Origin of the sequence: Synechococcales cyanobacterium CNB, assembly GCA_030263455.1 — a bacterium.
Classification (GTDB): domain Bacteria; phylum Planctomycetota; class Phycisphaerae; order Phycisphaerales; family UBA1924; genus CAADGN01.
In genome coordinates, this window is record SZOZ01000005.1 from 86683 (window position 1) to 106953 (window position 20271).

A 20271-nucleotide genomic window follows, 5' to 3' on the forward strand; every position below is an offset into this window, starting at 1 on the left:
TCGCACGATGATGTGGATTTGTATCCGTGGCGGGGCGTATCAGGCCCCGCTTTCTTTCGTGCACACGTCGAGCAGCTCCGCCTCGACGTTGGTCGTGCCGTTCCAGGTGTTGAGTTTCGGGCGCACGACGGCGTCGATGGTCATGCCGGGGCGGAGGCGGTCGGCCCTGTCGCCCCAGTTCCACGCGACGAGCCGCAGGGCCTTCGCTCCGGTTCCGCTTACCATCACTGACAGGTGCTTGCCGCGCTCGCCCATGCGGCGCGGCTCCTCGCGCACGCGGACGCCTGACAAGCGGAGGGCGACGTGCGGGTTCTCCGGCCCGAACGGGGCCAGGCGTTCGAGTTCACGCACCGCGCCTGTCTGCAACTCCTCGACGGCCGCGTCGCAGTCGTAGTCGAGGTCGAGCACGAGGTCGTCCTGGCCGATGCGCTGGTTGGCGTGCACAATGAAAGCCGCAGTGAAAGCATCGAGAGCGGATTCGCGCAGGTGCAGGCCAGCGGCCATGTCGTGCCCCCCGAACCGATCGAGGTGCGATTCGCACGCCCGCAGCGCGCCGTGCAGGCTGAAGCCGCGCACGGACCTGCCCGACCCGTGGCACTCACCCCCCTCGGATCGCAGCAGGATGGTGGGTCGAGCGAAGCGTTCGACGAGACGGGAGCAGGCGATGCCAACGACGCCGGTGTGCCAGTCCCGATGCGCGAGGACGATGGCCCGAGTGTCGGTGCGAGTCATGCCCCGGGAATGGGCGAGTTCCTCCGCCTGAGCGGTGATGCGGCGCTCGACCTCCTGCCGGTCCTTGTTCTGCTGCGTCAGCTGGTCGGCGATCCGTTCGGCAACGGCCGGGTTGTCGGTGGTGAGCAGTTCGACGGCCTCGCGGGCGTGGCCCATGCGGCCGCAGGCGTTGAGGCGCGGCGCCAGGAAGAACGCGACGCGCTCGGAGTCAACCTTGTCGTCCGCGAACCCCGAGGCCTGGATCAGCGCCCGCAGGCCGACGAACGGAGTCGATCGGATACGGCGCAGGCCCGCGTGCGTGATGACGCGGTTCTCACCTACCAGCGGGACGACATCGGCGATGGCAGCGAGCGCACCGACCGGCAGCAGGTCGAGGAGCAGGTCGCGCAGAGGCTGCGGCAGGCGATCGCCGCCGGCGTGCATGGTCATCAGTCGCCAGGCGAGTTTGTACGCCACGCCCGCGCCGCAGAGGTCGCCGAACGGGTACTCGCTGCCCGGCAGGCGCGGATGAACGAGCGCGCACGCCTCGGGGAGTTCATCGCTCAGGTTGTGATGGTCGGTGATGATGAGGTCGATGCCGAGCGACCGGGCGGTGCTGGCGGGGCCGACAGCCGTGATGCCGCAGTCCACGGTGATGATGACACGGACGCCTTCGGAGGCGAGCTGACGGATGGCGTCCTCGTTGAGGCCGTAGCCCTCGTCGATGCGGTGGGGGACGTAGGTACGAACGGGGGCGTCGGGTTCAAGAGCGCGGATGGTGCGGTAGAGGATGGTGGTGGCGGCGACACCGTCCACGTCGTAGTCGCCGTAGATGATTGTCGGCTCGCGCATCTTGATCGCGGAGAGCACCCTTTCCGCTGCCCGATCGAGGCCCGGTATCGCGGAAGGAGGGTGCAAGTGCGTGAGGGAAGGGTGGAGAAACCGCTCGGCGTCGCCGGTGAGGCCGCGGGCGGCGAGGACACGCTGTACGAGCGGCATCGCGGCAGCGGCATCGGTCCGCGACGGGGACCGAAGCGACCACCGCCTGAGCAGTCCTCGCTGCAAGGCGGCGGCGTCCATGCCGGATAGACTGGCCGGGGGCATTGCTTCGGCGTTCTCCGTCTGCGTGCGAGGGTCGATGGTCAGGATCAGTAAGGTATACACGAAGACGGGCGACGACGGGACGACGGGCCTGATCGGGGGCATGCGCGTCTCGAAAGCGGACCCGAGGGTCGAGGCCTACGGCACGGTGGACGAGGCGAACGCCTGCGTCGGTCTGGCGGTGGTCGCAGCGGAGGGTGCAGGAGCGGGCGACATCGTTGACCTGCTGCGCTCGGTGCAGCATGACCTCTTTGATGCCGGAGCGGACCTCGCGACACCTGTTGTGACTGGCGAGGGGCGGTCGCTGCGCATCACGCCCGCGCAAACCGAGCGGCTCGAACGGGCGATCGACGCCCACAATGCGGGGCTGCCAGCGCTGACGAGTTTCGTGCTGCCGGGCGGCTCCGCGCTGGGGGCCGCGCTGCACCTGGCCCGCACGGTTGTGCGTCGGGCGGAACGGTGCGCGGTGGCGCTGCGATCGCACGATCCGGCGGCGACGAGCGAAGAGATGGTGCGGTATCTCAACCGTCTGAGCGATCTGCTCTTCGTGCTTGGTCGCGTCGCCAACGCCCGCGCGGCCGGCGACGTGCTGTGGAAGCCTGGCGCGAACCGTGGCGAGTGTGGGGGGGCGGGCTGATGGCTCTCTCGTCCAGCGCGGCGTACACGACCGATTTCCACCACGAGTTTCGCGTGGAGACCGAGCGGCTTCTGCTGCGGCGGTTCCTGTGGTTCACGGGCGTGATCGGGGGGCTGCTGTTGCTGGGGCTGCTGGTGCGGACCGGCGCGCTGATCTGGGCGCGCTCCTCGCAGGTGCCGCTGCCTCGGGGCTGGCCGTGGTGGTTCCTGGCGTTGATCTGGGTTGCCATGTACGTGGCGGCGTTCTGGTACGCAAGGAATCGCAGGCCGGTGGGCGACGTGCTTGTCCGGCTGAGCATCGGGATCGTGGCCATCGACGGGTTGATGAACGTGCTGATGCGCGCCCTGGACCTGCCGGCCGCGGGGGGCCTGCTGGCGTTCACGCTGACGCACTTTCTGGCGTGCGCCCTGCTGCCGTGGACCCCGAAGCAGGCGATCCGCCCCGCCGTGCTGGTGTTGCTCGTCAGTGCGGCGGTTCAACTGCTCTGGGAGACGCCCCTCTGGTCATCCAACGTGGAGACCATCGTCGGCGTGAGCATCGGCATCGTGCTCTCGCCGCTGCTGGTCGCGCCGGGCTTCGCCATCTGCTGGCTGCGTCACTCTCGTCGGATGGAGACGTTCAAGCTCCGGTTTCTGCAGAACAAGTACGGGGAGATGAGGCGGGAACTCGTGGATGCACGGCGGATTCACGAGTCGCTCTTTCCGACATCGATCGCCGAGGGACCGGTGCGGCTGAGCTACGAGTACGAGCCGATGCGTGCAATCGGCGGGGACTTCCTGTTCGCCCACCGTCGCTCGGACGGCCCGCTGAGCATCGTGCTGCTCGACGTGACGGGGCACGGGATCCCGGCAGCGCTGACGGTGAACCGTCTGCACGGCGAACTCGAGCGGGTCTTTGCCGAGAACCCGGACATCGGACCGGGCGAGGTGCTGCGGCTGCTGAATCGCTACGTCCACCTCACGCTGGCGACGCACTCGATCTACGCGACAGCACTCTGCTTCCGCATCGACCCACGCACCGACAGGCTCGAGTACGCCTCGGGCGGGCACCCGCCGGCGTTTGTGCGCGGCGTGGACGGCACGCTCGAAGAACTGGAGAGCACCTCGTTCGTGCTGGGAGCGTGCGCCGGCCAAGACTTCGACCCGGCGCCTCGGTCGGTCCCCTTCGGCGCGGGCGACTGTGTCGTCGCCTACACAGACGGCGCGATCGAGGCACGCGACTCGAAGGGGGCAATGCTGCGGATCGAGGGCCTGCGGCGGCTGTTGGCATCGGCTTCAGACGTGAGCAACGGTTCGTGGCCGGGTGTGATCCGGTCGAGGGTGATGCACCACCGCTCGGGGCCGGCCGCGGACGACACGCTCATCATCGAGGTCTATCGCCCGATCGGTCAGCGTGATCCGGCTTCGGGCGTCACGACTGCCGGGCATCGGGCGTCGGTCACCCCTTGACGCCCCCAACCCGTCCCGGATCGGTGTATTTCGACAGGGCCTTGGCCATGTCCACGCCGTTGACATTGGCGAGCGTCATCAGCCACGCCAGCACGTCGGCGAACTCCTCGTCGAGGTTGGCCCGCTGCTCGGGCGTGGGGCTGCGTCCCGGGGCGTTCTGCTGGAGGGCGGTCGCCAGTTCGCCGACCTCTTCGATGAACCACATGAAGGTCGCGGGCGTGCCGCGTGCGGAGTCGGTGGCGAGGTAGCGGTCGCGGATCAGGGCCTGAAAGCCGGCGACGGTGAGGGTGGCAGGGTCGGCGGGGTCGGCGGGGTCGGGCATATGGGGAGGCTATGGCGGGTCTGGCCGGGGGTGGTCATGGGCGTGGGCTTGCCGGGGCGGGGGTGGGGGCTAGACTTCCCGCCCACGAGGGAGCCGCCAGGGAGTTTCCATGCCGACGATCAACCAGTTGATCCGCAAGCCCCGCCGCACGCCGAAGGCCAAGTCCAAGGTCCGCGACTTGGACGAGTGCCCGCAGCGTCGCGGCGTGTGCCTGACGGTCAAGACCACCACGCCCAAGAAGCCGAACTCCGCGCTGCGGAAGATCGCCCGCGTGAAACTGAGCAACGGCAAGGAAGTCACGGCGTACATCGGCGGCGAGGGGCACAACCTCCAGGAGCACTCGATCGTGCTGGTCCGCGGCGGGCGCGTGCGCGATCTCCCCGGCGTGCGCTACCACATCGTCCGCGGCGCGCTGGACTGCCTGGGCGTGTCGGACCGCAAGAAGGGCCGCTCGAAGTACGGAGCCAAGCGCGGCAAGAAGTAGCCGCGACATGGGGCGCCCGCGCGGGCGTCCCGGCAAGTAATCGGCACGCCCCGGGCCGGGGCGTGCCGGTGAACACACGGCCGCCCTGCGGCGGCGGATGAGCCGAAAGGAACCACGATGGCCGGTCGAATCACGAAGTCCGACGATCAGTTGCGTCCCGACCCCCGCCACGGGGACGTGGTGCTGTCCAAGTTCATCAACTGCGTCATGGAGGACGGCAAGAAGAGCGTGGCGCAGCGCGTGGTCTACGACGCGCTGGACATGATCCAGGGAAGGCTCGACAAGGAAGCAAACCCGGATGCGCCGAAGACGTCGATCGAGGTCTTCCGTCGCGCGATCGACAACGTGAAGCCCTACGTCGAGGTCCGCTCGAAGCGGATCGGCGGCGCGAACTACCAGGTGCCGATGCAGGTGAACCGGCGTCGCCAGCAGTCGCTGGCGTTCCGGTGGATCATCCAGGCTGCCCGGGGCGAGAAGGGCAGGCCGATGGGGCGGAAACTGGCGGAAGAGCTGTACATGGCGGCCCGGGGCGAGGGCAAGGCGATGACCACCCGCGACCAGACGCACCGCATGGCCGAGGCCAACAAAGCGTTCGCGCACTACGCGTGAGGCACGACTCTGCCTGATTCTCCATGCGTTCGGCCGTCGGATTCAGCGGCCGATTGCCTCGACGTGCGATGTCAGGCGAGCGATGAATCGAGTGAAGGTAAGTTCGGGATGCGGCTCCGAGTAGTCGCCTGTCCCGGCTTTGGCTGCGTCCGAGAGCAGGAAGCACGCCTGGTCGTACAGCCGCTCTCGCACCATCTTCTCGAGAAGGATCGAGTATCGGTCTCGGTATGAGGCGATCTTGAACTCCGGGAATACCGGGAAGTGCGTCGAGGCGACACGGACCGGCGTTCGCGAACGCTCACAGTCCTCGAGCAGCATGACGTATCCGAGGAACGGCCGGGCGGAACGCGCCTTCACGGAATGCAGCCCAGATGTCCGTCGCGCTGCCGAGCGCTTCCTCCGTCCGGTTGTTGAAGTTGTTGCCGAACGATGGTCCGACCTGCGATTTGAACTCGACCGCGGCGTGCAACTCTCCGGCGTGCACGACGACGAGATCCCATTACTTCTCGGCGCGGAACCAGCCTGGAAGTTCGATGCGCCGGTGGGTTGCGATGCTGTCCGGTGGCACGCCGGCATCGACGAGCAGGCTTCGGACGAGACGGACGAACCCGTCCATCTGCTTCCCGCCGGTGACCGCGCTCCTCGCACCTCTGTCGCGGTCGTCGTCCCGCCCCTGATTGGCGGACTGCCGGAATCTGGTCTCCCAGAACTCACGCACCGCGTCGCGGAGGTCTCGGTCAAGGTCGCGCATTGTCATGCACTCTTGTTGATACCGTGGACGCGAGGTACAAGTCCGCGTCGTGCGAAGCGACGCGCTTGCGGGCCAGTTCGAAGTATGCGGCGTCGAGTTCGACGCCGATGCTGTTCCTGCCCCAGCGGGCGCAGGCGATGTTCGTGGTCCCGGTGCCCATGAACGGGTCGAGCACGGTATCGCCGACGAACGAGAACATCCGCACCAGGCGCTCGGCGAACTCGACGGGGTACGGCGCGGGATGCCGAGGGTGGGAGGTGCCCCGGAGGTCCGACCAGATCTGCCGGAACCATGCCCGATGGTTCTCCTCGCCGATGACGCTCAGCAGGCGGTTTCGGACGCTCGGGCTGCGGTAGCCGCCGGGCTTGCGTTGCATCAGCACGAACTCGATGTCGTTCTTGATGACCGCGTTCGGTTCGTAGGGCTTGCCGAGAAAACCACCGCCGCCCTGCACCTCGTAGTTGGCGTTGGCGATCTTGTGCCAGATGATCGGGGCGAGGTTGTCGAATCCGATCGCCTTGCACCGCTCCTGGATCGTCGCGTGAAGCGGCACAACGGTGTGCCGTCCGTTGTTCTTTCGCCTGGAGAGGCAGACGTCGCCGACGTTGACGACGAGGCGCCCCCCTGGAACGAGCGCACGGTAGCAGTTCCGCCACACTTCGTCGAGAGCGGCCATGAACTCGTCGTAGTCCGTCACATGCCCCATCTGGCTGGGATGGTCGTTGTACCGCTTGAGTGTCCAGTAGGGCGGAGACGTCACCACAAGATGGACGGAGTTATCCGCCAGCAGCGACGAGGAGCGCGCGTCACCAAGAATCAGTTCATGGTTCGTCGGGAGAGCGCGGACGACCGACTCGATTTCACGGATAGCCTTGGGATCACGCGCAAGCTTCGGGATGACGTCGTCTGGGTTGCCGCCGCCGAGGAGCCTGTCGAGCAAAGCGCTCTCGCTGGTCGTTCGTGCGGCGGTTTCGTCGAGCAGAGTCATGGATCCTTCCGGAGCGACCGTGGCCGGGAGTGTTGAGGCTACCGATGTGCCGTGCTGAACCCGGCGGTCAACTCCCGGCCATGCTAACAGATCCCTTCGGAGCCGACAAGTCGGGTTGGCTCGCTTGGTACCGTTGGCGCTGGATGCCGGCGTGCACGATCTAGACCCTCGACCTGTGCTCGTGGCAGTCCCACTCCTCCGCCATCACGCCCCAGCCGAGGCGGTCGGTGACGCCGACGCCGGGGACGAAGAAGTCATCGCGCTGGTGGACTTCCTGCCGCACGCCGAGTTTCTCGACGACACGGCGCGAAGGAGCGTTGGCGGCCGAGCAGTAGATGCGGATGCGGCGGAAACCCATGCCGTTCTCGGCCCGCGGGCGCAAGGCCCAGGAGATGACGTGGCGTGCCGCCTCGGTGGCGTAGCCCTGGCCGCGTGCGTCGCCGCGGATCCAGTACCCGGCCTCAGCCGCGCAGGTATCGCGGGTGACGCCATGGATGCCTGTGCCGCCGACGAGCCGACCGGACTCGCGTTCGAAGACGCCGAGCACGACGTTGTCCAGTTTGTCCGGTTCGCGCAGATGCATCATCTTCGAAGTGATGAAGTGCGTCGTCTCGGCCAGGTCGCGGTGGGTGTCGCGTGCCCAGACCATCCACGGCAGGAGCGAATCGCGGCCGGTTGACACGGCCTCAAAGAGCGCGGGAGCATCGTCAATCCCGTAGACCCGCAGGATCAGCCGCGGTGTCTCGACCCGCACCGGCAGCGGGTCCGGCGGAGTCCAGCCCAACCCAAGTCCTGTTTCACGCTCGCTCGCGCACCTCGTCATGGCGGGAGCATATGGGGCGTGCCGCGGGTTGATCGGTCCGCGCGTTCCTACAGTTTCGAGTGGACGACCTCGCGCGGTATCACCGGCAGATGCTCCTTCCCCGCATCGGTGAGGCCGGGCAACGTCGGCTCACGGCATCGAGCGTACTGCTGGTGGGGTGCGGTGCGCTGGGGTCGGTGTCTGCGGACCTGCTTGTGCGGGCCGGCGTCGGCCGGCTCGTGCTGATCGACCGCGACCTCGTCGAGCCGACAAATCTCCAGCGGCAGACCCTCTACACCGAGACCGATCTGGGGATGCCGAAGGCTGAGGCAGCGCGGCGGCGGCTCGCGGCGGTGAACTCGGGCGTGGCCATCGAAGCGCACGTCGCGGACTTCACTGGCGATGCCGCGGAAGACCTCGCGGAGGGGACGATCGACGTCGTGGTGGACGGTACCGACAACTTCGAGACTCGGCTGGCGCTCAACGACCTCGCGGTCGAACGCGGCGTGCCTTTCGTGTACGCGGGCGTCGTCGGCACGTGCGGCACGACAATGACCGTGATTCCCGGGCGCACCCCGTGCCTGCGGTGCCTCGTCGATGCTCCGCCGCCGCCCGGCGTGCTGCCGACCTGCGATACGGCCGGGGTGTTCGGGCCGACGGTCGTCATGGCGGCTGCGTGGCAGGCGTCGGAGGCGCTGCGGCTGCTCATCGGCGTCGATGCTCTGGGGGGCGAACTCATCGAGTTTGATCTCTGGCCGTCGCGGGTGCGCCGCTTCGACCTGCGATCGTCGCGCCGGGCGGACTGTCCATGCTGCGTGGGGCGCCGTTTCGACTACCTCCGCGGCGTCGCGGGGACACGCACCACCACGCTCTGCGGGCGCAACTCGGTGCAGGTGCTGCCGCAGCGCAACGGCGGTGTGGATCTGCCCGCGCTCGCGGGGCGGCTCGTGACGCACGGCGCGGTCGCGGCCAACGAGTTCCTCGTGCGTTGCGAACTCGGCGCGGAACCGGGCGACGGCGGCGGGGCGTGCACGCTCACCGTGTTCAGCGACGGTCGGGCGATCGTCTCGGGCACGCTGCGGGCTGAGCGGGCGCGGGCGATCTATGCGAAGTACGTGGGGTCGTGAGGTTGCACTGACAGCGTGAAGAAGCGACGGAGTGGCAGGCGGAAGACAAGCCAGAGTACCCGTCCGTGCAATAGCAGCACCGGCCTACACTCGCGGCACGCACACCGTAACGGCAAGGAGAGTACACATGGGCACGCTCGGGCAGGCCATCGCGGACAACGGTGGACTGAGCGTCGGATTCGCGGACATGCTGATGAAGGACATCCCCGCGGAGAAGACGGCTTCGCTCCCTCGCGTTTCCGGGCTGGTCATCCAGACGAACCATCCTGCCTTCATTCTCGGGCACCTGTCGATCTATCCGAAGCGAATCGCTGCGTTGGCGGGGCTGGGCGAGGACTTCGTTCCCAACCCCGCGGGCTTCGAGGACCTCTTCGCTGCCGGGAAGGAGTGCGTGGACGATCCGGACTGGAAGGTCTATCCGCGATTGGACCGCATTACGGAGCACTACTTCGCCGGTCATCGCAAACTGCTGGCTGCGCTGCCGGAAGTAGGCGATGACATGCTTGCCCAGCCGCACGGGGTGCCGAGCGATTTCGCGAAGCGGTTCCACACCAGGGCCGGCTTGCTCGGGTTCTACCTCGGCGGGCACCAGATGATGCACATGGGCCAGATCAGCGCGTGGCGTCGCTGCATGGGCATGGGGCGTGTGTTCTGACGGGCAGGCGTCAGGGCGCGTGCTCCGTGATCGCGGGCTTCTGCCTTGGCTCTCCCCTGCGCCAGACGTGCACGACCAGCACCCCGATGCCGATGAGAAGGAGCAGGTCGGCGACGTTGGATACCCAGGGCCAGAGTTCGTTGGTGCCGCTGCCCGGCCAGCGCAGACGGAAAGGGAGGTTGACGCCCGGCAGGGGATGGATGAAGTCGCGGACGCAGGCGAAAACGAGGCGGTCGTAGAGGTTGCCCAGCCCACCGCCGAGCACGAGGCCGACAGCGGCGTGGGCGAGTCGGTTGCGCGGCCCGCTCCAGGCGCCGAAGACCCAGACGCCAAAGCCGACAGCGATGAGCGTGAGGGCGATGAACGCCGCGCGCCACCCCGCGCCGATGCCGAAGACTGCGCCCTCGTTGAGCACGAGCGTGAACTCGAGCAGGCCTGGCACGACGACCACTGGTTCGTGGGCGGGGATGAGGACGCCGAGTCCCACGCCGGACTCAGAGGCTTGCAGAACGATCGAGCGTTCGACGGTCACCGGTCGTTCGGCGACGTGGCGGAAGGCGAGGTGCTTCGTCGCCAGGTCGGCGGTGAGTGAGGCAACGACAGCGAGGGCGAGCGTGATCCACGCGGCCCGCGACCGCCACGCCGTGCCGTGTTCGTCCGGTGGTGGGGGAGCGGGTGGGTCGCTTGGCGTCGTCTGGTCGTTCACAGTCGGCCGGCCCGGCGTTCGATCTCGCGTGCGGCCTCGATCGAGTACCGCGCCCAGGGCAGCTCTTCGAGCCGCTCCGGGTTGATCGGCTTGCCCGTCATCTCGCACACGCCATAGGTCCCGTCGTTGATCCGGTGGAGTGCGGCCTCGATCTCACGCAGCAACTGGCGGTCGGCAGCGGCGAGGTCCAGCGCAAGCGACTGCTCGTAGGTCTCGGAGCCTTGCTCGGCGATGTGCTGCGGCGTGTGCGAGAGCGAGCCGCTCTGGCCACGCAGGGCCTGTGTCTCCATGTTGCCGATGTCGCCGACGAGTTCCGCACGTTTGGCCAGCAGGATCGAGCGGTACTTTTCGAGTTGCCGCTTGGTGAACGGCGACTTGCGCTTCCTGCTCGCTGCGGCGTCCTCGTCGAGGGCAAGGCCGACGGCCGGAGCGCCAGGTCCGGACGGGATCAGCGGCTTGCGCTTCGGTGTTCCGGGGCCGAGCAGGGTGCCAGCCGCGGGCATCGGTGCGAGGGGAGGGGCGGCCTTCGCCTTCTTCGGTGCGGGCTTGGGCGCCACGATGGTGATGCCCTTGCGGTTCGGCTTCGCCGGCTCGGGGGGGGGAGTCGTGGCGGGCTTTGACGTGGTCTTGGACTCGGGCTTCTTCGCGCCCTTCGGAGCGGCGGCCGCCTTGCTCGGGGCGGGCTTGCCGGCCGACTTCGCGGGTGCGGCAGGCTTCGACTTGCTTGCTGCGGGCTTCGGGGGAGCCTTCTTCACGGACGGCTTGGCGGCCGTTTTTGGCTTTCCCGCAGCGACGGCTGGCTTTCGGCCCGTGCCACTGCCCCTCAATGGCGCCTTCTTGCTCGGTGCCTTACCCGTGGACTTGGATGTGGGCTTCGCTTTGGCCAAGCGGGGCGTTCCTTGCGCCGTAAAGCCGGCGTTTCCCCTTGATTTCCGATCCTGGCCAGCGTCGTGCGGCCGGTGGGCCGGTCGCGGGGTGGGCGGAAGGGTACAGAGGCCCACCCAGCTTGTCAAAGGGGGGGCAGGGCGGCGGCATGGGGGGTCAGGAACGGTTAGGCACGGATTCGTGCTTGCCCATGCGACGAAACCTTGCGTACCGCTGCTCGACGAGCACATCCGGGTTCAGTTCGCGCAGTTCCATGACTTGAGCGACGATCCAGCGTTCGAGATTCGCCGCAGCAAGCGCCGGGTCGCGGTGCGCGCCGCCCGGCGGCTCGGGAATGACGGCGTCGATGATGCCGAGTTCGAGGTTGTCCGCGGCCGTGAGTTTCAGGGCCGAGGCGGCCGCCTTGTTCGTCTGCTCGTTGGCCTGCTTCCAAAGGATGGCGGCGCAGCCCTCGGGGCTGATGACGGAGTACCAGGCGTGCTGGAGCATCGCTATACGATCGGCAACGGCAATGCCGAGCGCGCCGCCCGAGCCGCCTTCCCCGATGATGACGGAGACGATCGGCGTGCGGAGCACACTCATCTCGCGCAGGTTGACGGCGATGGCTTCTGCCTGACCGCGCTGTTCCGCGCCCAGACCCGGGTAGGCGCCCGGCGTGTCCACGAGCGTGACGATGGGCAGCCCGAACTTCTCCGCGAGTTTCATCTTCGCGAGGGCCTTGCGGTAGCCCTCCGGGTGGGCGCAACCGAAGTGGCAGGCGAGTTTCTCGCCGGTGTTGCGGCCCTTCTGGTGCCCGACGATGAGGCACTTGATCGAGCCGATGCGCCCGAAGCCGGTCACGATCGCGGGATCGTCGCCGAAGCGCCGGTCGCCGTGCAGCTCGCAGAAGTCGCGGCAGAACCCGGCCACGTAGTCGCGGGTCTGCGGGCGGTTCGGGTGCCGCGCAACGCGGACCGTGTCCCACGGCGAGAGTCGCGAGTAGAGTTGCACGATCAGTTCTTCGCGGCGTGCTCGCAGTTCGTTCAGGTCGGGGGGCGGTTCGACGACGGCCGTCTCGCTCACTCCGCCGAACGCGGGGATCGGCTGCGGCGTCAGGCCCTCGCGCTGGGCCGCCTCGGCAGCCGCGATCTGCTGCTCCAGCTCCGTCAGCGGACGCTCGAACTCGAGTTGATAGAACGTGCTCATGCCGTTCCTCCCGTGCGGGGGAAGTCTATCGCACGTGCCTCCGCTCGCGTAGGCTGGGGCATGGACCACGTGCCGAACCCGGTGGCCTTCGTGGGCGGCGGCAACATGGCCAGAGCCATCGTCGCCGGCTCGCTGGAGGCCGGCTTGCTCCATCCGGGCGGCGTGTGCGCTGCCGATCCGGACGCGGGCGCACGGGCGTGGTTCGAGTCGGTCGGGTGCGAGACCTTCGTTGAAGGGTCGGGCGCGCTGCGGTGGCTCGAACGGACTGAATCGACGCCTGGCAGCGGCGTGCTCGTGCTGGCCGTCAAGCCTCAGGTGTTCGACCAGGCGGCCGCGCCGCTCGCGCTCGCGCTCAAGGGCGGCTCGCGACTCGTCGTCTCGATTCTCGCGGGCACAACGACGGAGCGGGTCCGCGCCACGCTCGGCGGGGGGGTGCACGTCGTCAGGGCGATGCCGAACACGCCTGCAAGGGTGCGCAAGGGGATTACCGCGATCGCGACGGGTGTGAGCGCGACCGATGATGACGCCGCTCAGGCAGCCGGATTGTTCAGAGCGGTTGGTCGCGTGGTGCGCATCGACGAGTCGCTCATGGACGCTTTCACTGCCGTGGCGGGGAGTGGGCCGGCGTACGTCTTCCTGCTCGCCGAGGCGATGGTCGAGGGGGCGGTCGAGGCGGGGTTCGATCGTGAGACAGCGCTGCTGGCCGTGCGGGCGACCGTGGCGGGAGCGGGCGCGCTGCTCGAATCCGGCGATGAGGAGCCTGCCGCGTTGCGAGCCGCGGTGACGAGCAGGGGGGGGACGACGGCAGCGGCAGTCGCCGTGCTCGAATCGGCGCGGGTGCGCGAAGCGGTGGTTCGCGCCGTGGTCGCGGCGCGGGATCGGGGTCGCGCCCTGTCGGGTGGAGCGTAACGATCAGGCCAGCCGTCGCAGGGCGGCGATGCGCTGCTCGGTGGGTGGATGCGTGGCGAACAGCCGCAGAACCGAGTTGCCGCAGAGCGGCTCGACGATGAACAGGTTGTTCTGAGCGGGGTTCGGGTTGTCCATCGGGATTCGTTTCGCGTAGAGGTCGAGTTTTTCGAGCGCGCTGACAAGCCCCCACGGCGAACCGGCGATACGGGCGCCGTCAGCATCGGCGACGAACTCACGCGAGCGGCTGATCATTGCCTTGATAATGGCCGCGCCGACCGCGGCGAGGATGATCGTGAACAGGGCGACGATCGGGTTGCCGCCGTGGTTGCGGCCCATGCCGAGGATGAACCCCCACTGGGCGACGGCGGCGAGCACGCCCGCCACCGTGGCCGCGACGGTGGAAGTGAGTGTGTCGCGGTTCTTGATATGGGCGAGCTCGTGTGCTATCACGCCCTCGAGTTCGTCCGGGTCGAGCACGCGCAGCGCGCCCTGCGTCACGGCGACCGCGGCATGGCGCGGGCTGCGACCCGTTGCGAACGCGTTCGGCGCATCCTGTGGGCAGACGTAGACCCTCGGCATGGGTAGCCCGGCCCGGTCCGCAAGCCGGTGCACGATCGCGTACAACTCGCCGCCCGTCCGCGCGTCGACCTCGCGCCCGCGCATCGCGGCGATGGCGACCTTGTCCGAGAAGAACCAGGCAAGAAAGTTCATCACCCCCGCCATCACGAGGAACGGCAGGATGAGACGCTCGCCGAAGGTTGCACCCACGGCGACAAACATGCCCGTCAGCGTGCCCAGCAGCAGCACGGTCTTGGCGTTGTTGACGAAGGCGGTAGCGGTCATGCGGTCCTCCTGTGCCACGATCCCGACGAGCCAGGCGATCGTTCGCGCGTATGCATACGCCGGGCCGCGGCGCGTGTTCGCATGAACGCGATTGAGGTTCACTCGGGGCGGACTGGCGTGCCGAGAGGGCGTAGGGCTCAGAGAAGGCCTGCCAATCTGGCACCCGCAGCGGCGAGCGCGAGTGCGACGGCGAGGCGCAGGTGGGGCAGGCGCAGTCGGTGCGTCAGGCGTGCGCCGAGGGTCGAGCCGACGACAGCGCCGATCGCCATCGCGCCGGCGAGGGCGAGGGCGGGCGAGGTCGGCAGGCCGAGCCGGGGCAGCGTGGCGAGTTTGAGCGTCGCGCCGACGAGCGCGGTCAGCCACATGACGGCCGCGCTGGTGGCGATGGCGTTGCGCAAGGGCACGCGGGCAGCGATCTGCAGGAGCGGCACGAGCACGATCCCGCCGCCAATGGCGAGGAATCCCGCCAGGAAGCCGGTCACAAGACCGATCGCCGCGAAGAGCGCGGGGGAACACCGCTGCGCCTCAGGGGGGGGGTCTGGGATCGACCGCACGGTGGTGAAGAGCGTGTAGAGAGTGAACGCGAAGATGAACGCGACGAGCGCGAGCTTGGGCACCGTGCCCGGAAAGGCGTTGGACGACAGCACGCCCGCTACGACCGCGACGGCCATGGCGGGGAGGATGAGTCGCACGAGTTCGCCTCGCACAGCGCCAGCCCGCGTGTGCTGGCGGAGAGCGACGAAGGCGACGACGACGTTCACGAGCATCGCCGAAGCCATGTAGAGGTGGTGTCGCGTGCGTTGTTCGTCGTCGTACCCGAAGAGCAGCCCCAATGCGGGCAGCATGACGATGGAACCGCCGATCCCGCACAAACCCCCGAGGAGGCCCGCGACCAGCCCGATTGCGGCGGCGATGGCTATTTCGGCAGGGGACACGGCGCGATTGCTCCGGGCGTGGTCGGGCGATGGTAGTGGCGGGCCTGCGGTCTGTGCGGGCTGGGATGGGCATGGTCCGCATAACCGAACAACATCCGTGCGCGGTTGCTCAAGTCGGGCTTGCACCGCGTGCGCGCCGAGGTAGACTTCCCGCTCTGCCGCAGTCCCGTCGGTGGTGGTGATCGGCGGGCCTCGGGCGACGGCCGTTGGTGGCGGCCAAACCCGGCGTTGTGTGCGGCATCGTCGGAGGCGAAAAGCGATGGGCTGCATCCACGCCGGGAGTGCGCACGCCGCGCGCCGACGCAGGATCGCGCTGGAAGCGAGCGCGTTCGTCGCATTGGCGGTGATGGTCGGTTCGACAGCCGCGCTTGCGAAGCGCACGACGGGCGTGACCCCGCTGGCCGCGGTCGAGCGGCCGTCCCGGCTTGTCGAGTCCGCGTTCGCTCCGGTGCCTGCAACGAGCGCTGCCTTGATCGACATGAGCGAGGTCGTCGAGAAGAACACCGCACCGTCCGCTGAATCGAGCGATCAGCCCGAGTACGGGCCGGAGGTGCGCTGGTTCAACGGCCGGCCCGTGCGCCCGGCCCGCGTGATGTGGATGACGGTCACCGCCTATTCACCTGATGCTCGCTCGTGCGCGCCGTTCGATGACGGCCTGACCGCGACGCTCCACTCCGTCGAGACGAACGCGATGCGCCTTGTCGCCGCGGACACCTCGGTCCTTCCCTTCGGCTCGTTGCTCTCGATCCCCGGATACGACGAGGATCGGATCGTTCCTGTGCTGGATCGCGGCTCGGCCATCAAGGGCCGGCGGCTCGACGTGATGATGCCGACGCACAAGGAGGCCCGCGCATGGGGCGTGCAGCGGCTGCGGGTCGTGGTGTGGGAGTACGCGGACGGGCTGCCGCCGGACAATCCGCGCCGATTCCGCTGAAAGTTGAAAGTCGCTAACGGGGCTGCCCCGGCGCGGGCGGAGGCGTTGCGCTCGGCGCGGCGTCGGGCGGTGCGGGCAGCACACGCGGGCTGGCGGTCAGCGACACCCACTCCAACTCGAACGCGAACTCCGCATACGGCCCGATGAACGGCGGATGGTTGAAGACGCCCTCGGTCTCACGCCGCTCTTCGAAGCGCGGAGCCGCGGCGACGTTGGCGGTCAGCGTCCAGAGGCGCTGGTCCGGTCGGCCGCGAACCTGTGCGGCGTGGCGGGCAGGGATGCGGACACGCACGGCCTCGCCGATCGGGCGAAGCAGGGCTTCGTCGTAGATGCGCACCATCGCCTCCGGACGCGAGGGTGAGACACCAGGCTCCTCGACAGGCGCGATCGTAACCAGCCACTCGCGGCGGCCCTTCAGCTCCGCGCGGATGGACCTGCACCACGCCGCGACCGCCGCTCGTCGCGCCGCGGCGTCGGACGGTGCTCCTGCGAGGTCGCGTTCGTACCGGCGACGCAACTCGACCAGCATCGAAACGGGCGAAGCGAGCGGATCGGCTGGCGCATCGACTGCTGCGGGCTCGGTGTCTTCCGTCGTTGTACCGAGGGGCGCACCGAGTCGGGCCAGCGCAGCCTCGGCCGCTGCCAAGCGACGCAGGGCCTCGTCCAGAGCGGCACGCAGCCGTTGCACCTCGGCGCGGAGCGAGTCGTTCTCGGCGCGGAGCGCATCGGGCGCGGCAGGTTGGGGCGCGGCGTCCTGCGCGAGCACGCCGCACGGCTCCAGCGTTCCGATCACACACGCCAGCACGCACCATCGCAGGAAGGTCGCGGCCATGGTCGCCTCCGTTCGTTCCCGCGTACTCTACCACGCGCACCCGATGGAGGGCCTGAGTGCTCATTACCCCGCACGCCGAGCGAGTCCGCACGGTCGAGGACCTGATCGGCCCGGAGCTTGCCGCGCGCTTGGACCGGCTCGACCTGCTGAGCAGGCGCGTCTTCGCAGGCCGCCTGCCGGGTGAGCGCAGGAGCAAACGCCGCGGCAGGAGCGTCGAGTTCGACGACTACCGCGACTACACGCCGGGCGACGACCTGCGGCACCTGGACTGGAACGTCTACGCGAGGCTCGACAAGTTCCTGATCAAGCTCTTCCGCGAGGAGGAGGATCTCGGGCTGCACGTCGTCATCGACGGCTCGGCGTCGATGGAAGCCGGTGCAACCGAGGCTTCGCCCAGCAAACTGCTGTTCGCGCACAGGCTGGCGATGGGGCTGGGCTACCTCGGCCTGGTGAACCAGAACCGCGTGAGCGTGGCAGTCTTTGGCGCGGCGGGCGGGGCGCGCCTGCGGAGGCTGGCGCCGATGCGCGGACGCCGGAACGTCCAGCGGCTGGCGGCGTTTCTCGTCGAGAGCATGAGCGAGCGGCCGGCGGGCGCCGCGGCCGAGCCGGATTTCGCCGGGGCGATGCGGGAGTTCGCGCTGTCACGCAGGGGCAAGGGCGTCGTCGTGCTCGTGAGCGACTTCCTGTTCCGCGCCGGTCTGGCCGAAGGGCTGAACTACCTCGTGGGCGGGCACGATGTGGACGCCTACGCGATCCACGTTCTCTCGCCGGGCGAGTTGGAGCCTGAGCGTGACGCCGAGCGAGGCCTCGTCGGCGACCTGCGGCTCACGGACTCCGAGAGCGGCTCGACGGCGGAGGTCACGCTCTCTGGCGCGCTCATCCGCGCGTACAAGCGGCGGTTGGAGGACCACGTCGCGGCTGTCCGAGCGGCCTGCCGCGCTCGCAGCGCGGCGCATGAGATCGTTCGCAGCGATACGGACCCCGGCGACCTGCTGCTCGGCTCGCTCCGCCGGCGCGGGCTGCTCGGGTAGCGGATCGCCGCGTTCGGGAGCTGAATGCGGGATATCGCGACACAGGCGCGACCGGGTAGGATTGGCTTGTGCCCGCCCCGGGCACCATGGAGGTTGACCATGCCGCGCCGTATCCGGTTCGCCCTTGTTCAGGCCGCGTGTGTCGTCGTGTTCTGTGCGGTGGTGCACGTCTGCCCGACCGCCGCGCTCGGGCAGGGGATGGACTACCCGCAGACCCGTCGCGGCGACGTGGTCGAGGAGATGCACGGCGTCCGCGTCGCGGACCCGTACCGCTGGCTGGAGGACGAGTCGTCTGCCGAGACGCAGGCATGGATCGCGGCACAGAACGAGCTGACGTTCACGTGGCTCGCGGACGTACCGGAACGCGACCGCATCGCGGCCCGCATCCGCGAGCTGTGGGACTACGAGCGGTACACCACGCCATTCAAGGAAGGCGGGCGCTACTTCTGGGAGCGGAACGACGGCTTGCAGAACCAGAACGTGCTCTACTGGGCGCCCTCGCTGGACGCCGAGCCTCGCGTGCTGATCGACCCCAACACGTTCTCGGGTGACGGCACCGTCGCGCTCGCGTCGTACTCGGTCTCGCCGGACGGGAAACGGATCGCGTACGCGGTCTCGGACGGTGGATCGGACTGGAAGGTCTGGCGAGTGATGGAGATCGACACCGGCATTCATCTGCCGGACGAGATCCGGCACGTGAAGTTCACGGGCGTCTCGTGGGAGCGAGACAGCACGGCGTTCTACTACAGCCGGTACCCGATCGGGGCTAACGGCAAGGCGGACGACCAGCAGGCGGTGAAGGTCTATCGGCACCGGCTCGGCACGGCCCAGGACGCCGACGTGCAGGTCTACGAGGCGCCGGACCATCCGACCTGGAACCCGTACGCGGGCGTGACCGAGGATGGCCGGCACCTGATCGTGTCCATCTTTGACGGATATCTGACGAACGCGGTGTTCATCGCCGCGCCGGGCGAGGGGCGGGCTGAGGTGCGGCCGCTGTTCGACAAGTGGGACGCGCGGTACAACTTCGTCGGCAACGAGGGGGATGAACTGATTTTCGCGACGACGAAGGACGCCCCGCTGCGCCGGGTGATCGCCATTGACGCCGACACGCCCGAAGCGGTGCGCGAGGTCGTGCCCCAGGCGGCGGAGACGCTCGGGAGCGTGTCGTACGTGGGCGGGCGGATCGTCGCGTCGTACCTGCGCGACGCGCACTCGATGGTGCGGGTGTTCGAACGTGACGGCACGCACGCCTACGACGTGGACATGCCGGGGCTTGGCTCCGCGGGCGGTTTCGGCGGGCGGGGCGACGACCCCGAGACCTTCTTCTCGTTCACGGGCTTCACATCGCCCTCGACGATCTACCGGCTCGACGTGCGCACCGGCGCGGCACGCGAGTTCAAGCGGTCCGACGTGCGGTTCAACCCGGATGACTACGAAACGAAGCAGGTCTTCTACGCGAGCAAGGACGGCACGCGGATCCCGATGTTCATCGTCCACCGCAGGGGCGTGAGCCTCGACGGGAGCGCGCCGCTGCTGCTCTACGGGTACGGCGGGTTCAACGTGTCCATGACACCCTCGTTCAGCGTGACGCGGATCGTGTGGCTCGAGATGGGCGGCATCTGGGCGATGCCGAACCTCCGCGGCGGGGGTGAGTACGGCAAGGACTGGCATGTCGCCGGGACGAAGGCCAACAAGCAGAACGTCTTCGACGACTTCATCGCGGCGGCGGAGTGGCTGATCGAGAACGGGTACACCTCGACTCCGCGGCTGGCGATCCAGGGGGGCAGCAACGGTGGGCTGCTGGTCGGGGCGTGCATGACGCAGCGGCCGGACCTGTTCGGAGCGTGCTTGCCCGCGGTCGGCGTGATGGACATGCTGCGCTACCACTTGCAGAGCGCGAACGCGCGCAACTGGCAGACCGACTTCGGCATCGCGGAGAACGAGGATGAGTTCCGCACGCTCCTTGCGTACTCGCCCTACCACAACCTGCGCGAGGGGACGTGCTATCCGCCGACGCTCGTTACAACGGCGGAGGGCGACGACCGCGTCGCGCCGTGGCACAGCTACAAGTTCGCGGCGGAGTTGCAGCGGGTGCAGTCGTGCGCCAACCCGACGCTGATCCGCATCGAGCCGCGGGCGGGGCACGGGGCGGGCAAGCCGACGAGCAAGCGCATCGAGGAAGCGGCGGACATCTACGGCTTCCTGGTGCGCGCTCTGCAGATGGACGTTGAGTGAGCGACTTGACAAAAGGACCGGCCGCCGGGCGCGAAACGGAGCGCTTCCTCCGGGCGCTCTCGTCTCACATCCCGGCGGCCGGGGGGTGGGGCGAGGTTGAACCGGCGGACCGCGCCGCCGGCGTTCGGACAAATCGGG

At 68.5% G+C, this 20271-nt stretch carries 20 protein-coding genes and 1 pseudogene; 10 read left to right on the forward strand and 11 right to left on the reverse strand.

Features of this window, described 5'->3' with window-relative positions:
* Positions 1 to 39 precede the first annotated feature (39 nt).
* The gene (gene recJ, locus FBT69_06505) at positions 40 to 1917 is read right to left on the reverse strand and encodes a single-stranded-DNA-specific exonuclease RecJ (protein MDL1904452.1); all 1878 of its coding nucleotides are present in this window, start codon (positions 1915 to 1917) and stop codon (positions 40 to 42) included.
* Here recJ and FBT69_06510 point away from each other — a divergent pair.
* Positions 1850 to 2449, forward strand: a complete 600-nt coding sequence (locus FBT69_06510) for a cob(I)yrinic acid a,c-diamide adenosyltransferase (GenBank protein MDL1904453.1) — start codon at positions 1850 to 1852, stop codon at positions 2447 to 2449. The genes recJ and FBT69_06510 overlap by 68 nt on opposite strands.
* Positions 2449 to 3897 carry a serine/threonine-protein phosphatase gene (locus FBT69_06515; GenBank protein ID MDL1904454.1) on the forward strand — a complete coding sequence of 483 codons (1449 nt, stop codon included), beginning with the start codon at positions 2449 to 2451 and terminating at the stop codon, positions 3895 to 3897. Before FBT69_06510 ends, FBT69_06515 begins: the two co-directional genes overlap by 1 nt.
* On the opposite strand, the gene FBT69_06520 is transcribed toward FBT69_06515, so the two are convergent.
* Positions 3887 to 4219, reverse strand: coding sequence for a nucleotide pyrophosphohydrolase (locus tag FBT69_06520; protein ID MDL1904455.1), 333 nt, complete (start codon positions 4217 to 4219; stop codon positions 3887 to 3889). The two genes, FBT69_06515 and FBT69_06520, sit on opposite strands and share 11 nt — an antisense overlap.
* A 109-nt stretch (positions 4220 to 4328) precedes the next feature.
* Here FBT69_06520 and FBT69_06525 point away from each other — a divergent pair, with 109 nt between their 5' ends.
* Both FBT69_06525 and rpsG read left to right on the forward strand, forming a co-directional pair.
* Positions 4329 to 4703, forward strand: coding sequence for a 30S ribosomal protein S12 (locus FBT69_06525; GenBank protein MDL1904456.1), 375 nt, complete (start codon positions 4329 to 4331; stop codon positions 4701 to 4703).
* A gap of 117 nt (positions 4704 to 4820) precedes the next feature.
* The gene (gene rpsG / locus FBT69_06530) at positions 4821 to 5312 is read left to right on the forward strand and encodes a 30S ribosomal protein S7 (protein MDL1904457.1); all 492 of its coding nucleotides are present in this window, start codon (positions 4821 to 4823) and stop codon (positions 5310 to 5312) included.
* Positions 5313 to 5354: 42 nt separating this feature from the next.
* Here the strand turns inward: rpsG and FBT69_06535 are convergent.
* The 3 genes and pseudogenes from FBT69_06535 to FBT69_06545 all read right to left on the reverse strand — a co-directional run bounded on the left by FBT69_06535 (position 5355) and on the right by FBT69_06545 (position 7874).
* Positions 5355 to 6063, reverse strand: a pseudogene (locus FBT69_06535) (restriction endonuclease).
* Positions 6050 to 7051 carry a site-specific DNA-methyltransferase gene (locus FBT69_06540; GenBank protein MDL1904458.1) on the reverse strand — a complete coding sequence of 334 codons (1002 nt, stop codon included), beginning with the start codon at positions 7049 to 7051 and terminating at the stop codon, positions 6050 to 6052. Before FBT69_06540 ends, FBT69_06535 begins: the two are co-directional and overlap by 14 nt.
* 160 nt (positions 7052 to 7211) lie before the next feature.
* The gene (locus FBT69_06545; GenBank protein ID MDL1904459.1) at positions 7212 to 7874 is read right to left on the reverse strand and encodes a GNAT family N-acetyltransferase; all 663 of its coding nucleotides are present in this window, start codon (positions 7872 to 7874) and stop codon (positions 7212 to 7214) included.
* An 89-nt stretch (positions 7875 to 7963) separates the two neighbouring features.
* Between FBT69_06545 and FBT69_06550 the strand changes: the two genes are divergently transcribed.
* Positions 7964 to 8980, forward strand: a complete 1017-nt coding sequence (locus FBT69_06550) for a thiazole biosynthesis adenylyltransferase ThiF (protein MDL1904460.1) — start codon at positions 7964 to 7966, stop codon at positions 8978 to 8980.
* A gap of 127 nt (positions 8981 to 9107) precedes the next feature.
* Entirely contained in the window at positions 9108 to 9635 is a 528-nt protein-coding gene (locus FBT69_06555) for a DinB family protein (GenBank protein MDL1904461.1), read from the forward strand.
* A gap of 10 nt (positions 9636 to 9645) precedes the next feature.
* Here FBT69_06555 and FBT69_06560 read toward each other — a convergent pair whose 3' ends face one another.
* From FBT69_06560 to FBT69_06570, 3 genes are all read right to left on the reverse strand, one after another.
* Complete coding sequence (locus tag FBT69_06560) at positions 9646 to 10449, reverse strand: hypothetical protein (protein ID MDL1904462.1); 804 nt, start codon at positions 10447 to 10449, stop codon at positions 9646 to 9648.
* Positions 10338 to 11168 carry a hypothetical protein gene (locus FBT69_06565; protein MDL1904463.1) on the reverse strand — a complete coding sequence of 277 codons (831 nt, stop codon included), beginning with the start codon at positions 11166 to 11168 and terminating at the stop codon, positions 10338 to 10340. Before FBT69_06565 ends, FBT69_06560 begins: the two co-directional genes overlap by 112 nt.
* A gap of 214 nt (positions 11169 to 11382) precedes the next feature.
* Positions 11383 to 12411: an acetyl-CoA carboxylase carboxyltransferase subunit alpha gene (locus FBT69_06570; protein ID MDL1904464.1), complete on the reverse strand. Its 1029-nt coding sequence runs from the start codon at positions 12409 to 12411 to the stop codon at positions 11383 to 11385.
* Positions 12412 to 12471: 60 nt separating this feature from the next.
* Between FBT69_06570 and FBT69_06575 the strand changes: the two genes are divergently transcribed.
* Positions 12472 to 13320, forward strand: a complete 849-nt coding sequence (locus FBT69_06575; GenBank protein ID MDL1904465.1) for a pyrroline-5-carboxylate reductase — start codon at positions 12472 to 12474, stop codon at positions 13318 to 13320.
* A gap of 3 nt (positions 13321 to 13323) precedes the next feature.
* On the opposite strand, the gene FBT69_06580 is transcribed toward FBT69_06575, so the two are convergent.
* Complete coding sequence (locus tag FBT69_06580) at positions 13324 to 14163, reverse strand: protease HtpX (protein ID MDL1904466.1); 840 nt, start codon at positions 14161 to 14163, stop codon at positions 13324 to 13326.
* A 137-nt stretch (positions 14164 to 14300) separates the two neighbouring features.
* Positions 14301 to 15578, reverse strand: coding sequence for a sulfite exporter TauE/SafE family protein (locus FBT69_06585; protein ID MDL1904467.1), 1278 nt, complete (start codon positions 15576 to 15578; stop codon positions 14301 to 14303).
* Between FBT69_06585 and FBT69_06590 the strand changes: the two genes are divergently transcribed.
* Positions 15358 to 16032 carry a hypothetical protein gene (locus tag FBT69_06590; GenBank protein ID MDL1904468.1) on the forward strand — a complete coding sequence of 225 codons (675 nt, stop codon included), beginning with the start codon at positions 15358 to 15360 and terminating at the stop codon, positions 16030 to 16032. The two genes, FBT69_06585 and FBT69_06590, sit on opposite strands and share 221 nt — an antisense overlap.
* 13 nt (positions 16033 to 16045) lie before the next feature.
* Here the strand turns inward: FBT69_06590 and FBT69_06595 are convergent, their stop codons facing one another.
* On the reverse strand, positions 16046 to 16864 hold the full coding sequence (locus tag FBT69_06595; protein ID MDL1904469.1) for a hypothetical protein: 819 nt from the start codon (positions 16862 to 16864) through the stop codon (positions 16046 to 16048).
* A gap of 56 nt (positions 16865 to 16920) precedes the next feature.
* Between FBT69_06595 and FBT69_06600 the strand changes: the two genes are divergently transcribed.
* Positions 16921 to 17895, forward strand: a complete 975-nt coding sequence (locus tag FBT69_06600) for a DUF58 domain-containing protein (protein MDL1904470.1) — start codon at positions 16921 to 16923, stop codon at positions 17893 to 17895.
* Positions 17896 to 18093: 198 nt separating this feature from the next.
* The gene (locus tag FBT69_06605) at positions 18094 to 20133 is read left to right on the forward strand and encodes a S9 family peptidase (protein ID MDL1904471.1); all 2040 of its coding nucleotides are present in this window, start codon (positions 18094 to 18096) and stop codon (positions 20131 to 20133) included.
* Positions 20134 to 20271: the final 138 nt, after the last annotated feature.

Bases quoted from the DNA above. Each gene is read 5' to 3' on its own strand.
- FBT69_06545 (MDL1904459.1), bottom strand. From the start codon at position 7,874: ATGACGAGGTGCGCGAGCGAGCGTGAAACAGGACTTGGGTTGGGCTGG.
- FBT69_06605 (MDL1904471.1), top strand. From the start codon at position 18,094: ATGGACTACCCGCAGACCCGTCGCGGCGACGTGGTCGAGGAGATGCAC.
- FBT69_06595 (MDL1904469.1), bottom strand. From the start codon at position 16,864: ATGGCCGCGACCTTCCTGCGATGGTGCGTGCTGGCGTGTGTGATCGGA.
- FBT69_06590 (MDL1904468.1), top strand. From the start codon at position 15,358: ATGGGCTGCATCCACGCCGGGAGTGCGCACGCCGCGCGCCGACGCAGG.
- FBT69_06510 (MDL1904453.1), top strand. From the start codon at position 1,850: ATGGTCAGGATCAGTAAGGTATACACGAAGACGGGCGACGACGGGACG.
- FBT69_06585 (MDL1904467.1), bottom strand. From the start codon at position 15,578: ATGTCGATCAAGGCAGCGCTCGTTGCAGGCACCGGAGCGAACGCGGAC.
- FBT69_06580 (MDL1904466.1), bottom strand. From the start codon at position 14,163: ATGACCGCTACCGCCTTCGTCAACAACGCCAAGACCGTGCTGCTGCTG.
- FBT69_06570 (MDL1904464.1), bottom strand. From the start codon at position 12,411: ATGAGCACGTTCTATCAACTCGAGTTCGAGCGTCCGCTGACGGAGCTG.
- FBT69_06525 (MDL1904456.1), top strand. From the start codon at position 4,329: ATGCCGACGATCAACCAGTTGATCCGCAAGCCCCGCCGCACGCCGAAG.
- FBT69_06555 (MDL1904461.1), top strand. From the start codon at position 9,108: ATGGGCACGCTCGGGCAGGCCATCGCGGACAACGGTGGACTGAGCGTC.
- FBT69_06575 (MDL1904465.1), top strand. From the start codon at position 12,472: ATGGACCACGTGCCGAACCCGGTGGCCTTCGTGGGCGGCGGCAACATG.
- FBT69_06540 (MDL1904458.1), bottom strand. From the start codon at position 7,051: ATGACTCTGCTCGACGAAACCGCCGCACGAACGACCAGCGAGAGCGCT.
- FBT69_06550 (MDL1904460.1), top strand. From the start codon at position 7,964: ATGCTCCTTCCCCGCATCGGTGAGGCCGGGCAACGTCGGCTCACGGCA.
- rpsG (MDL1904457.1), top strand. From the start codon at position 4,821: ATGGCCGGTCGAATCACGAAGTCCGACGATCAGTTGCGTCCCGACCCC.
- recJ (MDL1904452.1), bottom strand. From the start codon at position 1,917: ATGCCCCCGATCAGGCCCGTCGTCCCGTCGTCGCCCGTCTTCGTGTAT.
- FBT69_06520 (MDL1904455.1), bottom strand. From the start codon at position 4,219: ATGCCCGACCCCGCCGACCCCGCCGACCCTGCCACCCTCACCGTCGCC.
- FBT69_06515 (MDL1904454.1), top strand. From the start codon at position 2,449: ATGGCTCTCTCGTCCAGCGCGGCGTACACGACCGATTTCCACCACGAG.